The 16,122-nt window shown below is 40.1% G+C and carries 17 protein-coding genes; all 17 read left to right on the forward strand.

Annotated elements, in window-relative coordinates:
* Positions 1 to 4: 4 nt before the first annotated feature.
* On the forward strand, positions 5 to 538 hold the full coding sequence (locus NIT04_RS06240) for a hypothetical protein (RefSeq protein ID WP_252502724.1): 534 nt from the start codon (positions 5 to 7) through the stop codon (positions 536 to 538).
* An 81-nt stretch (positions 539 to 619) separates the two neighbouring features.
* Complete coding sequence (locus NIT04_RS06245) at positions 620 to 3,115, forward strand: CD3337/EF1877 family mobilome membrane protein (RefSeq protein ID WP_252502725.1); 2,496 nt, start codon at positions 620 to 622, stop codon at positions 3,113 to 3,115.
* 46 nt (positions 3,116 to 3,161) lie between these two features.
* On the forward strand, positions 3,162 to 3,887 hold the full coding sequence (locus NIT04_RS06250; protein WP_252502726.1) for a hypothetical protein: 726 nt from the start codon (positions 3,162 to 3,164) through the stop codon (positions 3,885 to 3,887).
* Positions 3,888 to 3,902: 15 nt separating this feature from the next.
* Positions 3,903 to 4,931 (forward strand): peptidoglycan DD-metalloendopeptidase family protein, encoded by a 1,029-nt coding sequence (locus tag NIT04_RS06255; protein WP_252502727.1) that lies wholly within the window; start codon positions 3,903 to 3,905, stop codon positions 4,929 to 4,931.
* 267 nt (positions 4,932 to 5,198) lie between these two features.
* Positions 5,199 to 5,900 carry a hypothetical protein gene (locus NIT04_RS06260; RefSeq protein ID WP_252502728.1) on the forward strand — a complete coding sequence of 234 codons (702 nt, stop codon included), beginning with the start codon at positions 5,199 to 5,201 and terminating at the stop codon, positions 5,898 to 5,900.
* 270 nt (positions 5,901 to 6,170) lie between these two features.
* Positions 6,171 to 7,238 carry a replication-relaxation family protein gene (locus tag NIT04_RS06265; protein ID WP_252502729.1) on the forward strand — a complete coding sequence of 356 codons (1,068 nt, stop codon included), beginning with the start codon at positions 6,171 to 6,173 and terminating at the stop codon, positions 7,236 to 7,238.
* 59 nt (positions 7,239 to 7,297) lie between these two features.
* Complete coding sequence (locus NIT04_RS06270; RefSeq protein ID WP_252502730.1) at positions 7,298 to 7,504, forward strand: hypothetical protein; 207 nt, start codon at positions 7,298 to 7,300, stop codon at positions 7,502 to 7,504.
* 5 nt (positions 7,505 to 7,509) lie between these two features.
* Positions 7,510 to 8,004, forward strand: a complete 495-nt coding sequence (locus NIT04_RS06275) for a hypothetical protein (protein ID WP_252502731.1) — start codon at positions 7,510 to 7,512, stop codon at positions 8,002 to 8,004.
* Positions 8,005 to 8,189: 185 nt separating this feature from the next.
* Positions 8,190 to 8,435 carry a cold-shock protein gene (locus tag NIT04_RS06280; protein WP_256470583.1) on the forward strand — a complete coding sequence of 82 codons (246 nt, stop codon included), beginning with the start codon at positions 8,190 to 8,192 and terminating at the stop codon, positions 8,433 to 8,435.
* Between the two features lie 121 nt (positions 8,436 to 8,556).
* A complete protein-coding gene (locus NIT04_RS06285) occupies positions 8,557 to 8,973 on the forward strand; it encodes a metal ABC transporter substrate-binding protein (protein WP_252502732.1) in 417 nt (138 codons plus the stop codon).
* A gap of 202 nt (positions 8,974 to 9,175) precedes the next feature.
* Positions 9,176 to 9,574 carry an Hg(II)-responsive transcriptional regulator gene (merR, locus tag NIT04_RS06290; protein ID WP_251695164.1) on the forward strand — a complete coding sequence of 133 codons (399 nt, stop codon included), beginning with the start codon at positions 9,176 to 9,178 and terminating at the stop codon, positions 9,572 to 9,574.
* A 40-nt stretch (positions 9,575 to 9,614) separates the two neighbouring features.
* Positions 9,615 to 11,261: a mercury(II) reductase gene (merA, locus tag NIT04_RS06295; protein WP_252502733.1), complete on the forward strand. Its 1,647-nt coding sequence runs from the start codon at positions 9,615 to 9,617 to the stop codon at positions 11,259 to 11,261.
* Positions 11,262 to 11,310: 49 nt separating this feature from the next.
* On the forward strand, positions 11,311 to 11,781 hold the full coding sequence (locus tag NIT04_RS06300) for an NUDIX domain-containing protein (protein WP_252502734.1): 471 nt from the start codon (positions 11,311 to 11,313) through the stop codon (positions 11,779 to 11,781).
* A gap of 424 nt (positions 11,782 to 12,205) precedes the next feature.
* Positions 12,206 to 12,838: a YdhK family protein gene (locus tag NIT04_RS06305; protein ID WP_252502735.1), complete on the forward strand. Its 633-nt coding sequence runs from the start codon at positions 12,206 to 12,208 to the stop codon at positions 12,836 to 12,838.
* Positions 12,839 to 13,114: 276 nt separating this feature from the next.
* Positions 13,115 to 13,528 (forward strand): hypothetical protein, encoded by a 414-nt coding sequence (locus NIT04_RS06310; RefSeq protein ID WP_252502736.1) that lies wholly within the window; start codon positions 13,115 to 13,117, stop codon positions 13,526 to 13,528.
* A 21-nt stretch (positions 13,529 to 13,549) separates the two neighbouring features.
* Positions 13,550 to 15,220 (forward strand): type IV secretory system conjugative DNA transfer family protein, encoded by a 1,671-nt coding sequence (locus NIT04_RS06315; RefSeq protein ID WP_252502737.1) that lies wholly within the window; start codon positions 13,550 to 13,552, stop codon positions 15,218 to 15,220.
* Between the two features lie 56 nt (positions 15,221 to 15,276).
* Positions 15,277 to 16,098: a S1 RNA-binding domain-containing protein gene (locus NIT04_RS06320; protein WP_252502738.1), complete on the forward strand. Its 822-nt coding sequence runs from the start codon at positions 15,277 to 15,279 to the stop codon at positions 16,096 to 16,098.
* Positions 16,099 to 16,122 lie beyond the last annotated feature (24 nt).

Consider the following 16,122-nt stretch of genomic DNA (forward strand, 5'->3'; position numbering starts at 1 on the left):
TGTATTGTATAAAAAAAGTACGTGGAGTTTATTTCTCCTCCTAGCCATGACTTTTCTTATGGCAGCGTGCTCCGCTGAAAACGAAGAAGGTACAAAAGCGAAGTCTGTTGATAATGCGGAGAAGTATGCGGATGTATTTGAAGTGACGGATGAGATAGCTCATGATTTTATGGTTGTGAAGATTGAACAAAATTATCCAGAAATCTTAAAGTACTTGTCTTCAAGTGGAATAGAAGAGTTGAAGGAAGATAGGGAATACTTGTTAGAGCGGCACAGGTTGCCGGGTGAATTCGAGAAGATTGATGGAAATTATGAGCTAAGAAGATACGATAACTTTTATAATGCTGAAGATGAAGAGGTTTATTATAGGTATCGAACGCCAGATAACAAAGGTGTAATGGTTAATAGTTGGATTGTGTTAATGAAAAATGAAGATGACGAGTGGAAGGTACGTTCATACTTGGATTCGAGACCGGAAAAAATAAATGATGGTAACGCTGAAACTGGAACTATACTTCACAAATTACCGGAGGAATAACTATATTGCTTCGAGAGGAGGTTTCAGGCTATTAGTAACCCTTGCTTAATGCATAGGGTTATTTTTTATGGCTTAAATTATATGCGCGAAAATGCTAAAGTGTTTTTTTGTTTCTTGCTGTTTTTATGTTTGTTGATGTTTATTTATAGCGGTGCAAATCATGTTGTCTTCGCAGAAAGTGTAGAACCAGATAGCTCTAAAACAGACATAATGGACATTATCACAGATCAATATGGTGATTTTAAGGAAGACGGAAAGTCATATTATCATCTAGATGCAGTTTCTGATAAAGACGTTGAATCTTTTGAAGAGGGTGAGAAGTTCTGGGCGGATACTTATGATAAGCTTTTCGGTTGGGCTGACGTCAAGGAAAATGTAGGGAACAAATTAAGTGAAATGGTCAATTTAGTCAATAACATTGTTTTTGATATTAATATATTTTTGACTTACACCATGTTGGTCATGTATGACCTGGCATATACAGCAGATTTTACCGAAAAAATTATTATGGAATTAGAATCCCTAATGTCAAACATCACAGGTATTTCAGGTGGAACCTTCAATATCGGGTCCGGACTCTTTGGAAATCTGGTAAAAATGATTGCTGTGTTAACAGGCGTGTACGCCTTGTATATTTTCATAGTAAAACGTGCGTATTTTGAAACATTTACATCTGTTTTCCAAACAATAATTGCGCTCACAATCGCAATTATTATGTTTGCTAACTACACTGCTCTGTTAACAGGAGCAAATAAGATTACAACAGAACTTAGTGGATTTGTTGTTAGCCTTCCCAGTCATTCAGGGGGACAAGAATCGAATATTGAAGACCCAAGAACGAAAATGAAAGACAGTATTTGGGGGATGTTTGTTGATAGACCATATTTATATATGCAATACGGAACGCATGATATTGTAGCACTTGGAGAAGGAGATAGAGATGCAGGTATTACCCGTGTAAAAAGTATTTTAAAAGAACCGGTAGGAGAGGAGAGGCAAACTAAGGTCGTACAGCAAGAAGCTTCAAACAGTGGTTACGGTAATAACATGATGAAGTACTCAGCAGTAAATAGTCGTTTAGCTTTCACTTATTTTTACATGGTGATTAATGGGCTTGTATCACTACCTATCTATTTGTTGTCACTATGTTTAATACTCTTTCAATTTTGGTTTATGGTGATTGCTGCCCTTGCACCGTTTGCGTTACTCATAGCAGCCATTCCAGGTCAATTCAATGTAATGAAACGGTATTTCATTGAGCTAGGTATACCTTTGGCCTTGAAGATATTTGTTTCATTCGTTGCGTTGATTGTTTTTGTGATTTCAGACATCATCTATGCCGCAGATTTCAAATCGCTCAGCGGTGGTTCCAATCCGTTTTATAGCTATGTTGGTGCAGCAACTTTCAATCTGTTGTTGTTTGCTACAATCTTCATACTGAGGAACAGAATCAAGGACATCTTCTCTTCCGGTTCTAATACTATTCGAGAACTCCGTGAGAGTTCGGGAACGTTCAACGCTCCATTTAAAAAGGGCATGCAGAATGTCGCAACAGTGGGTGGAGCTGTCGCAGGGGCTGTTACTGGCGGTCCTGCCGGTGCAATGACAGGAGCAGCAATTGGCGGTTCGGTTGGTAGAGTCGTAACTGGTGAAGGTGGCGTTAGTGATGTTGCAGGTTCAGCTATGAAGGCTCAGCATCTGGCCCATCTAAGCAAGATGTCACAGTCAGAAAAAGCTAATAAGCTAACCGATTTTGATAGGAGTAAGCTTGAAAACTTCCTGAATGATAAAGACTTTACTTCCGAGATGAAGAAAGAAACGATGGAGGCATTCGAAAAGGCAGGAATTAATCAGCTTTCAGATGATGAACTTGCTGAGCAATTTGAAAAGATCAGTAGTCGAGGAGATATGGAAGGAAATTTTGCGGAAACATTCGCAAAGGGTATCTCGGAGAACAGAAAAAACAAAGCCGTCGAATTGGAGAAAAATGTACTGTTCCCTGACCGAAAACAAAGACGGGAACAAACAAAATCAGTTCTGTCCGATACAGGAATGTCGTCAGAAATGGTGGACTTAACTATGCAAACGTTAGAAAAGCATGGCCTGCATGATGTGAGTGCTCGTGAATTGCGTACACAGTACCATAAACTGAAAGGACAAAGTGATCTTTCTGGGGGTTTTGCAGAAACATTTGCAAAAGGTATTTCCGATGAAAGAAGATCGATCCAATTGCAAAAAGAGAAACAGGATGTATACGGTGAAGTGGAATACGAACTGCATATGAACAGAACAATGATAACCAATGAGCTTTCAAACAGAGGGGTCCCGTCAGAAATGATTGACAGGACGTTGGATACTTTAAGATCACATGGAATAGATAACCTCAGTCAAACGGAGATGAAGAGACATTTTGATTTAGTTGTAGAAAAAGCAGGGCAGGGCGAATGGAAAAATGGTTTTGCCGATACGTTTGCCGCAAATATCCAAAACGAGAGAAAGGCAGTTGAATTGGAGAAAGAACGTAAAGCCCTACTGAAGGGAAACAACCTTAAATCACTTGGTGATTTCCCTAAATAATCGTGGCTTTTGTAAGCAAGAATGTCACTGAAGGAGTTGGAAGCACGTGAATGAACAAACAAAACGAATACTCATGTTTAGCGTGATAGGTCTCTCTGTCACGCTTTTATTATTGGGTTTTATTGTAGGTATCGTTGATAAGGCGAAGGAGAAGAAAGCAGAAGAGAAGGCAATTGAAGATTTAGCGTCAAAAGAAAATCGTGGGATTTGGCAATATACTTCGAAGGAAGGTGGATCAGAAAATCAAAACGTCAGTAATAAAGAAATGAAATCTGAAGAAGTGAATGAAAACACGGATGACAATTTCACAAAAAACTATTTGAAAGTACCCGATGAAGTCACTAAAAAACCAACACAAATTGATATGTTTCCTGAAAAGTATTTAGATGAAACGAAGATGATGGCCGAAGACTTTGTAACCAAATTCCACAGGTTTAATAGGAAGAAACCAACCGAACATATAAATTCCGTCGAGGGGGTTTTGATTCAAAGCCATATTGATTACCTGAGAGATGCCAAGGCTGAAAAAATTGAAGGGATGAAGGATGTTGAAGGTATCGTTTCCCGTAAAGTTCTATCCGTAGAATTAAAAGAACCTGTCGCGCCTACTTTGATTGCAATTTCATGGGATGGTGTCGTTGTAAGCGAAGTGTTGGATAGCGATGGCAATGTGAGAAAGGACACCGATATTTACAGCATGATGTTTGAAAAGGACAGCAACGGAAAATTCCAGATCACTGATTTCTATTTGAACTATGACCAAAAGAGATAGGGGGAATCAAGTGACATGAAAAAGTTGCTATGGTTGGTGCCTATCTTAGCCAGCCCAGGTTTGCTTCTTCTGTTATCCATTCTTGCCCTGTTCCTCTTCTTCGGCGTGTTTATAGTTTTCACAGAAGAAGATGATGAAAGATGGAATTTTGCGGGAGGTGCTGTATGTAGACCGGACGGGGAAATCAGTGAAGAAATATTCTTCTCCCAGTTCAACAATGCCGGAAAATTTACTGACAAAGGAACGGTTTTTATTGAGGTTGCTGAAAAATACAGTATAGACCCGGTATTGATGGCTGCTATCGCTTTTCATGAAACCGGTTCAGGAACATCTGCGGCTGTCATGCTGAAGAATAATCCGGGTGGCTTGATGGACCCTGCAACTGGCAGTCGTTTCTTATATTCCTTCTCAACCATTGAAGAGGGCATAGAAGCCATGGGGAAAACATTGCACAATCGAATCATTAAGGATGGATTGATTACGATTGCCGATTTAGGAAGCGCCTATGCGCCCATTGGGGCTGATAATGACCCCACTGGTCTTAACAACCACTGGGTGCCAGCAGTTACAAAATTCGTTGCTCAATTTGGCGGTCTGACGATGAACTGCGAGGTTCATGTTGTTGGCGACTGGATGATTCCGTTATTGTCGGGACTGAAGATTAACAGCCCTTTCGGTTATCGGATACACCCTGTCTATGGTGATGAACGATTCCATACAGGTATAGACCTTGCCTGTACGAATGGCGATCCGATACTTGCAGCACAGAGCGGAAATGTCATTTTCGCCTCCGAGAACGGGTGGTCAAACGGTTATGGCCTTCATGTAATGATCAATCATGGGGAAATCACTACGCTATACGCACATATGGATTCGGTGGCAGTTGGGATAAATAAGACTGTTTCGCAAGGTGATGTGATCGGCACTTGCGGTTCAACAGGAACATCAACTGGCAATCACCTTCACTTTGAAATCATTCGCGCTGGTATGAAGGAAGATCCGATGCCTTATTTGTCGGAATATAAGCCGGTCGATGATGAATAACCTTTTGTCCGACGTTAATATAGCCTTTAATCGTTGATTTCAAAGCATTTCTATCTGTTAACGTCCGACGTTGAACAAATTGAACGTCGGACGTAAAAAGACCGCTTGAACCTTAGTGCTATAAGGTTTCTTCTACCTAACGTCCGACGTTGGGTTATTTGTGTTTCATAAACTTCGCTAACGTCCGACGTTAGATATCCAAAATGTAGTCATAGCAAGGGTTCATGATATGAATTAACGTCCCCGATGTAGAAAGGAGTGAAATAGATGGAGGAAGAAAAGACTTTGCTACTTGAGCAATTGAAGAATATCGAGAGAATGAAGGTCTACCTAATGTCCCGGATCAATGCGATAGGTGGTAATAGGAATGCAATAAGACGGACAACGGTCTATCCGATGGCGAAAGTAAAGCCGATGCTAATCGATGGCTACCCGGTTTTTCAATTTTCCTTTGAGGGAGCCCTTCCTTTATATAAAGAGGATGACCGGGATTACCTTGCAATGATTAGGCACTATTATTTCAGAGCAACCATCGATGCTTATGACTTTTCGAAGATTGATTTCCAATTCGATAAATCTGTCATCATCATTGCTCAGCATTATGAAAATAAACTCATCCGTGATTTGGATAATCGCAACAGAAAGCTAATTCAGGATGCAATCCGGCACACGGGTTTAATTGGGGATGACAGCTGGTGGCGAGTATGGAATGTCGATATAGGTTTTTTAGATCCGCGAGGCAATCATGTCCAGGTATATGTTGTGTCACAAGACAATTTTGCAGAATTCATTGAGGTACTTAAAAAGAGAAATTATCAATTGGGTCATATTCCTGACCCATCAATTAAGGAAGGGATATTGGAGAAATACGAATCTGATATCAAGGTAAAAGACGATGATAATGAGCTGAAACCGGAGGATGTCATGGAGCAATTATCGGATGCTGTAGCTCCTCATTTTTGGGGCTGACAGTTTGATTGGTTCGGTTATATTGTACCCAGCGAAATAGCAGCATTTTCGGGTGCAATATAAGGATTCATATCAAAATGCAATATTGTACCCGATTTAAGCATTATGTTGTACCCGTTGTTTCTGAGTTGAATTTATGGAGTAAGTGGCTTTATAGAAAATCAGTCGAATTGTACAACTTCAAGTGGTTTAGTTGAGGCAATTCGTAACTCCGTGTAGAAGTGACCGAAAATAAACAGTCCCCACGAATTAACGAAAGGAGAGGATTCAATGGCGCGAGCCAACAAAAAACAGGTGGTGAAGATACTACAACCTTTGGATATTGCGATACTGACGGGACTCTACGAATACCGTGCATTGAGTACGGAGCAGATCATGCGACGCTACGAACTGTCACGGTGGTACACGTACAAGAAACTCCGCATCTTGCGAAATTCCAGACTGATCAGCACGCATCCAATCAGCGGCTATCTGGTGAATCAGAACAGACAAGGCTCGTATCACCGTATCAGTGAAACGGGCATTTCCTGCTTGCGAGAGCAGGGGGTGCCTGTTGAACGGCGGGCAGACCAATTGCGCATCAACGTCCGTCACTTACCGTTCCTACTTTCCACCAATGACGTCATGATTGATTTGGAAGCGTATGGATGGCATATGGAAGACAGCAGGAGTGTGAAGGCGAAATTCGAACTGAACCGAGGGGCAAATGTACAAGGGATGCTGAAAAGTCCTAGGGGAACAGACTACCTCTTCTACATGTTTCTCCACGGAGTTGGAATGAAGAATCTCATGAAGGTATCCAAAGAACTGATGGACGTCAGCAATCCAAACTATATCCTTTTCGCCAAAAGCGCAGCAAGCTACAAGACGATTGTCGAGCACCTTTCAACCAATACGTCTGTCATTGTCCAATGCCAAAGCCTGAAAGTTTTCCCGTACACGTTCGCCAAATACTATTTGCGTCATTTTGAAGATGAACAAAAAGTCATGAGGTTTCTGGAAGACTTTGAAGTATACGACTTGTCCTTTAAAACGGATTTCAAAGATACCCGAAAGAAAATATACGATGGATTGGAGCGGATCGTCCGTCATGAAGGCGAAGAAAAGTATCTCGTGAATCTTCTCGATACCGATTTGGTCAAAATCTACAATGTCCGTCATTACCGTAAAGAAATGTACGAACTGGACGGTCGTAAAGTGCTACTGGTGACCACTTCCATGACGAGGCCCATGCACGAACAATTACTAGGCGAAATCCATCATGTCGATTATCTTGAAATTGATTCAAGGGAGCTGATCGATTATCTGAAGTCGATCCAACCCGTTCGTTCTATATAAAGTGTCCTTTGGAATGCGTTTTGTATTTACAATACCTAATTTACGAAAGGGGAAGTTACATGGAAACCAATAATCAAGTCATTCCAGAACTGCTAGAGATGACGAAACTTACAGCACACGAAAAGTTCCTCAATAATGAAATAGCCGTACACCTCGGCAAAAAGGAGCAAAAGCGAATGTACCGAACCATGCGTGAACTGCTGACCGACGAACTCGTTTTCGTGTTGAATCTTGAAGTGACGAATGCCCGAAGCAGAAAGGGTTGATCGTATTGCAAGTATTCATTGCGGTGAGTAGTTTTCTAACTGCAGCATTGGGCGTTACAGCTATGTACAATGCTGTCTACATCCCGACAGCAAAGTTGATTCTCATTTCTGGGCTGACAGTCACTGTCATCTATTTCATCGTTAGGCGACTTCAACAACAGAAATACAAGAAACTGGATAGGTTAATGTCGTTCACAATGTCCCTGTTTGCGTCCATGTTTCTTTCAAGCCTTGTTCACGCAGCGTGGAATATGGAAAAGTTCCTTTCCCGGTTAACGATGATGAAAATGACGTTGGTGTTGCTAGTGATAGTTGCTGTTTACTTGAACATTGTCATCATACGAGCCGAAATCTCCTACAAGAAGAAGCGCGGCAACCAACGTATAGAGGAACAGCCGAACAAAAGCTATTTTGAAAAAAGGAAGGAGGAAAGGGAGAGAATAGAACGTGGTGATGTCAGAATTGTGCTTGGTGCATCCACTGATAATGATGATAATTGATCAAAATTCGAAATTGCAGTATATGTATTTGGGTTGGTATTGAGTTGGATAATTTCGAAATGTAAGTTATAATTCAGTTTATAGATAGCCAACTGGTGCATTATGGTAAGTGTAAAGCCCTTTCTTATTGAACTACCGTGGTTGGATAGTTTAATAAGAAAAGAGTAGAAGGAGGGCGAATTAATTTGAAACGGGAAGGAATAGTAAAATGGTTTAAAGAAGAGAAAGGTTATGGCCGTATAATGCTTGATGGTGAAGATGGAAATCATGTTTTTGTTCATTTTAGTTCGATTTTACCTGATAAAATAAGATTTCTAAATGGATTCAGATTCCTTAAAGAAGGTCAAAAAGTATCCTTTGATTTAGTTGAAAACCCAAATTCTACTGACCAAAAGCAAGTTGCAGAAAATGTAATCATTATCTCAGACTAAAAAAGTCTTCTTCAACTAAAGTACGCTTTACTTCAAGAAGGTGTAAAGCCTTTTTTCTTATTGAACCAACGAGTAGTTTAGTGAGAGATACAAGTTGTCTAATGATACGAGGGGGGAGAAAATGGGGAAGAATTTATTTGTCTTAGCAGTAATTTCGTTACTCTTGTTAGTTGGTTGTTCACAACAAGAAACATCACCAAAAGCTGAAGATAATAATAGCAGTAAGACAGAGATGGATGTCTTTATACCGACCAGGGAAAGCATTTTAGAAAATGGCCGCTATCCGATAAATGATAATGGACAAACTTATGGACCAAATATGGAAGACATGGCGGTTATTTTCGGTGATCCTGATTTAATGTTGGCAACAGATGAGAACGGTACAATAGGTTATGTAAAAAAAGTAGATTTGGATGGTCCACAGCCTAGAACTCCTGCTGAAGCAGTAAGACTTACAAAAGAAGCTAAACCAAGAGAAATTCCTTTGTATGATATTGATGGAGAGACTATTATTGGTAAGTTTATTGTAGGTCGATAAAGCTGTTCGTTTATTGAACAACTTAATAGTAAAGAGAAAATGCTATTAAAGTATCGGGTACTTTCTTGAAGATCATCGAGCCGCTTTAACGGTTCTTTTTTCTTGTTCTACTTAAGGAGGTTAGTTGAAGAAGATAAATTTATTATTATACTTGACCGCGTACCTTAGTACGCGGTTTATAATGTTTATAGGGGTGAGTTATATGAGTTACAGAATTAGTGTATTTGCAGAAAAATGCGATGTAAATAAAGAGACGATTAGATATTACGAACAAAGAGCATTATTAAAAGAGCCTTCACGAACGAATGAAGGTTATAGGATATATTCAGATGATGATATTAAACGTGTAAAATTTATCAAAAGAACACAAGACCTTGGCTTTTCATTGAATGAAATCTATAAATTGCTTGGAGTTGTTGATAATGATGAAGTTCGTTGCAAAAATATATTTGAATTTGTATCAAAAAAGGAAATAGAAATTCAGGAACAAATTGCAGATTTAAAGCGTATTGAGTCAATGTTAAGGGACTTAAAAAGTCGATGTCCAGATCAAAAAGCATTACATCAATGTCCAATTATCGAAACGATAATCTTTGATTGAATATCACCCTTGATTTTATAAATATAAGGAGGAATAAATAGTGAAAAAATATCGGGTTAAAATCATTGGAATGACTTGCACGGGCTGTGAAGAACATGTTGCTGTTGCTCTTGAAAACATCGGTGCAAAAGAGATTGAAGTGGATTTTCTTCGCGAGGAAGCTGTTTTTGAACTTCCGAATGACGTGGAGGTGGAAATAGCGAAAAAGGCAATTTCTGATGCCGAATACCAGCCTGGAGAGACAGAAGAAGTACAACAGCAAGAATCGGTTCAACTTGGAGATGAAGGCGATTATGATTATGACTACATTATCATTGGTTCTGGTGGAGCATCCTTTTCATCTGCCATTGAAGCCGCGAAATACGGAGCGAACGTGGCAATCATCGAACGTGGCACAGTGGGTGGAACATGTGTGAACATCGGATGTGTTCCTTCAAAGACGCTGTTAAGAGCTGGAGAAATCAATCATATAGCAAAAAACAATCCGTTTGTGGGCTTGCACACGTCAGCAGGCAATGTCGATTTGACTCCATTAATTAAGCAGAAAAACGATTTGGTGACGGATCTTCGAAACTCGAAATATGTTGATTTAATTGATGACTATGGCTTTGAATTAATAAAAGGTGAAGCGAAATTCGTGGATGAAAAAACTGTCGAAGTGAATGGCATACAGTTATCAGCCAAACGATTTTTAATCGCGACAGGTGCTTCACCAGCTGTACCAAAGATTCTTGGAATAGAAGAGGTAGATTATTTAACAAGTACATCATTACTTGAATTAAAACAGGTTCCAAAACGTCTTACAGTCATTGGTTCAGGTTATATCGGTATGGAATTGGGACAACTATTCCATCATTTGGGTTCAGAAGTAACGTTGATGCAAAGAAGTCCACGACTGTTAAAGGAATACGATCCTGAAGTTTCAGAAGCAATCACGCAAGCATTAACAGAACAAGGGATTAATTTAGTAACAGGGGCAACTTTTGATCGTGTTGAACAAGATGGCGAGATAAAAAAGGTTTATATAACGGTAGATGGCAGGACAAAAGTCGTTGAATCAGACCAGTTACTTGTTGCGACGGGAAGAAAACCAAATACGACGACTTTGAATTTAGAGGTAGCTGGTGTTGAAGTAGGCTCGCGTGGTGAAATTATGATCGATGAGTATTCAAAAACAACGAATTCAAGCATCTATGCAGCAGGAGATGTGACGCTTGTTCCTCAATTTGTATATGTGGCAGCTTATCAAGGTGGAATTGCAGCAGGAAATGCCATCGGAGGACTGAATAAAAAGCTGAATTTAGAAGTGGTTCCAGGGGTTACGTTTACAGCTCCAGCGATTGCAACCGTTGGTTTAACGGAGCAACAAGCAAAAGAGCAAGGCTATGAAGTGAAAACATCCGTCTTGCCTTTAGATGCCGTTCCGAGAGCTTTGGTTAATCGAGAAACAACAGGTGTTTTTAAATTAGTGGCAGACGCAAAAACAATGAAGATATTAGGGGCTCATGTGGTAGCAGAAAATGCAGGAGAAGTAATTTATGCGGTGACACTGGCTGTCAAATTCGGTTTAACCGTGGAGGACCTCCGAGAAACCATGGCTCCATATTTAACAATGGCAGAAGGATTAAAATTAGCTGCCCTTACGTTTGATAAAGATGTATCAAAACTATCTTGTTGTGCAGGTTAAACCTTCATTTATGTGGTGTTATATGAATCAAATGTCTTAGGAGGTTTTTATGGATTATTGCGAAAAGATGAGAGAGATGATTGGAAATTCCCCATTAATCATCGTCCGACCAAGTGTAGCGATCATCAATCAATCAGAAGATATTTTATTGTATCGATACATAGGTGGAACATGGGGTATTCCTGGTGGCGTTTTGCAGTTAAATGAGTCCATTGAGGAGTGTATTAAACGAACTGTACAAGAAGATGTTGGTATCACGTTAAATACATTGCAGTTATTTGGTGTCTATTCTGGCAAAGAATTAATTAATCGTGTAGAGGAAAGTGGCGATCAGTATCATACTGTTGCAATTGGTTATTTATGCGCAGACTTTGAAGGAGAACTAACTCCTGATGAGAATCAAGCAATTGAAGCTCAATTTTTTAACTTAGACCAATTACCTTCAGAAACCGATCCTTTTATTAAGAACAAATTACTTCAACTAAAAGGGCAACTTGATATAAAGAAAACTTCTTGTTGAATAGTTAAACAAGGCTAAGGTTTTAAAACAACTCTTTAGATGATAAATAAAATACATGTTGCAAACCTATACAAAACACATCTCATTTAACCATTAAATGAGATGTGTTATTTTTATTGCCTATTTATAGAAGGAGGAAATTACAAAGTGCTTTTCAAAACTAAAGTCTGTAGAAATAAGTTACACATTTACCCGGAAGTCGAAGCCCATGTAGCAAAACAAAACCCAGCCGAATTATACGAGCTGGGTTTTCTTGTACTTCAAACTTCCATCCAGCCCAAAATTGTGTTAAATAATAAAGTATAAATCCGTTGGATTTTGACAAATTTCAAACATTTTCTTGTATTAGATTCACGATTTAGAGAAGAGGGTATAATAAATGCAAGCAATTGACATAAAATTTACTAAATGGAGGTTGCATAACATGTTTAAAAAGAAACTACTGATAGGGATTGTAGCTTTATTGCTGACGGTTATATTGGCAGCTTGTGGCGGTGGCAATGGAGAAAATACGTCTGATAGTAACGCTGGATCAGAAAATGACACAACCGAAAACGTAACACAGTCTGAAGAGAAATCAGATACCTCTGAAGAAATGGAAGGAATGGATCATTCTGGTATGAACCATTCAAGTTCAGGTGAAGTTCCAGAGGATTTAGCAGATGCTGAAAATCCAACATATCCAGTTGGAAGCGAAGCAGTAATGCATGCGAACCATATGGGAGGCATGGATGGAGCTGTTGCAACTATTGATGGTGCTTATGATACAACTGTATATGCTGTAACCTATACGCCTACTACTGGTGGAGAAAAAGTTGAAAATCACAAGTGGGTTATTCATGAAGAAATTGAAAATGCCGAGGAACAGCCATATGAGCAAGGGGATGAAGTTGTCCTTGAAGCAGATCATATGGAGGGCATGGAAGGAGCTACAGCTACCATTGATTCGGCAGAAGATACAACTGTCTATATGGTAAGCTATACAGATACAAAAACTGGGGAAGAAGTCGAATATCATAAATGGGTGACTGAAGATGAACTATCATCAGTTGAATAGAATATTGCTAAAATCATATCCCTCACTTTATAGTGAGGGATATTTTAAACAAAACTTCCCCATTGTGCTTTAATCCATATAGAAATAAAAGTACACTTTGGGCATTTCAAAATGGATAGAAAGCAAATCAGTATTAAACTAAAGCTTGAAGTATAGGTTTCAAACAACGTTGTTGCTATTCTGAAGACCAAATAAAACAAAAATAACACGTTCCATTCAGCCATTGAATGAAACGTGTTATTTTTATTGTTTTTTACCGAAGGAGGAAATCACAAAGTGCTTTTCAAAACTAAAGTCTGTAGTAAAAAGCTATACATCTACCCTGAAGTCGAAGCTCATGTAGCAAAACAAAGCCTAGCTGAATTAAACGAGCTGGGTTTTTTAGTCCTTGAAACTTCCATCCAGCTGTTAAAAACGTTGGAAACCAAAAATCACAGCAAGAACATGGGGTTTTGGATTCAACGTATTTCTTACAACGTTCACAGACTACCTGAATTGTTGTGGGAGGAGAGTGATCAATCAAATCATTTGAACGTTAAACAACAGAGTAAAGAGGACTTAGAATTACTCAGACACAGGATATCAAGAACACTCCACACCCTTTTCAGTTTTAATGAGTCAAAACGCATGCCGTTCAAAATGGATTCGATTTATGAATACTTCGGCAAGTGTGATTGGAAAAAGAAATGACATTGAGAGGAGGTGAGTCAAATGGGAATGCCCATTGTATGGCAAGGAAGTGATTGCTTCACACATCTGCTTGCTGTCGGTCCAACCCGTTGCGGCAAGACAGCGACAATATTGAAACCGATGATATATCAATTGTTGCTTCAAAAGAAAAGGGGTGTCCCTTTAGGCCTTTCAGTCGTTGAGCCAAAAGGCGATGTAGCTGAAATGGTGAATGAAATGTGTTTAGAAATGGATATCCCTTGTATCCATGTAGACCCGAACAAAACCGATTCTGCTAGTTTCAATCCGATGGAAGGAGAAGCCGATACTGTGGCCGAAGCGACAGTCGTCGTATTAAAAGGGTTGTTCGGTAAGCAGGATGCATTCTTTGCAACTGTACAGGAATTGTCGGCAAGGAACGTCACTAAACTGCTGAAAGAACTGCATGGAGACGACATGGATATTATCGATGTAATGAATACTCTTCGCGATCAGCACGTCCTACAGCAAAAAGTGGCGGAACTGAAACACAGGGACGGAATGACGGATCTTGTTCATTTCTTCGAGTCGGAATTGCTCGGCAGCATGCGGGAGAAGTACCACCAGTTCGTCATAGGGTTACGTGCGCAACTTGAAAACATCGTCAGTAACGAAGCCTTGAGAACCATTATGACAGGAAGGAGCGATGTGAACATTGATGAACATTTGGAGACAGGCGGTGTACTCGCGGTCAATACAGCACTCGGCAAGCTTCGAAAAGCAGGCGATGCTTTTGGTCAATTCATGATTATGCACCTGCAAAACGGTACGTTCAGGAGACCAGGTACTGAAGATACTCGGATTCCTCATTTTTTAATTGTCGATGAATATAGCCGATACATTAATCCAGACGTTGAGATTTTCTTATCACTCGCTGCCGAATATCGGGTAGCGGGTATTTTTGCGACTCAATCCCTTGGCCAACTCGAAATCGAGTCGGGAAATCTTGCTCCGAAGGCAATGAAACAAGCGATTCTTACATCATGTAGGAACAAAATCTGTTTTGGAGGCATCTCTGCACAAGATGCAAAGGAATTCGCTGAGGAGTTCGGCAAGGACAAGGTCATCATGAGGCAGAGCACATACAAGAATCGTGTATTGCTGCCTCACCTCTTTCCGGATTCCTATCGTGATACTGAAGATGAGGAATATAGGTTCGACCCAACGGATTTGATGGACGGTATCCCAAGATTCAACTTTGTCCATAAGCTTCTGCAGGACGGGACCCCTCAGAAACCGGCACTAGCAAAAGGTCAATTTGTGCCTCGTAATTGGAAGGAGTTGAGGGAGTGGGAAGATCAAAAGTCTTTTAAGAAGGTGAATCTTGATAGCTTTCGTAACATTTTCCAACGACACAAGAAAATCAAAAAAGGACGAGCGTCTGAATCTGAACTTGTGAAACAAGTGGGGGCTGAGTCACAAGCAGAACGAAGTATTCAGCATGAACTTGATACGCTAGTTTCTTTTGGTGTAACGCCTAATAAAAAACTATCTCGCAGTCCTCTATCTAAAGATACAAAGCAGGATACCGGAATAGAGAACGTTGATATGAAAGAAGAAGTATCGAGCAAGAGCACCACTCAATCATCTACAGTCAAAACTGTAATTCCACCGAAAATAAAAGAGAAAGAAGCAAGCAACGTCGTAAGGTCCAATGACGGATTCTGGGATTAAATAAAAAGTGTTTAATATCCAAACAAAATAAAACTATGAAATGGAGAGAATTTAAAATGGCTGAAAACAACATGCAAGTTCTAATTGAGGGTTTTGACCCATCGAAAGTGGAAGCGGTAAATAACTTTGATAAGGATTGGAAAGAGGTCTATGGTGCTCACCAGAACAATTCCATCATCCAAGCCCCTATTGTCGGCATTGAGAAACTGCTCGATAAGCCGTGTGCCGTGGTGAGTGTAGGAAATATTCGCGGATACATTCCTATGGAATTTACAGGAGCAGCCAATCTTCGACACCTTCGTGCCATGACAGGTCAGTCCGTCGCATTCAAGGTTCTGAATTACGACAGGGAAGCGGAAGTTTTCACAGGTTCGAGAACGGCGGCTTTGGATCACATGGCAGCCATTACAATAAAGAAAATTGATGTGGATGACGAAATCATTGCAGTTGTGCGCAGTGTCAGCCCCTCGCTTGTCCGTGCGGATATCGGTGGAATTGAAGTGAAGATTCCTCTGGAAGAGATCAGGTACGGGTGGATCGATGACTTAACAGAGGAAGTCAAACAAGGGGATCATCTGAAAGTTAAAGTACTGGAAATTGATGAGGATGAAAAGAAGGTAACTGTTAGTGCAAAGGCTTTACAGGAAAATCCATGGCTCCGTTCCATTGGTCGATATACTTCCGGCAACGAATATGTCGGTACAGTCTCTGGTGTCCGCGAATACGGTGTGTTCATTAATTTGGAGGCAGGTGTTGATTCATTGGCCCGTCACTTAAAGTTCCAAAACGTTAAAAAGGGTGATCGTGTTCTTGTCCGTGTGTTGGAAACTGATGCACAGAAAGAGCAGATCCGTGCTCGTATTACACGGGTACTATAAATAGCAATGGGGGTGCGTCCAATC

Source organism: Sporosarcina sp. Marseille-Q4943, assembly GCF_943736995.1.
Taxonomy (GTDB): Bacteria; Bacillota; Bacilli; order Bacillales_A; family Planococcaceae; genus Sporosarcina.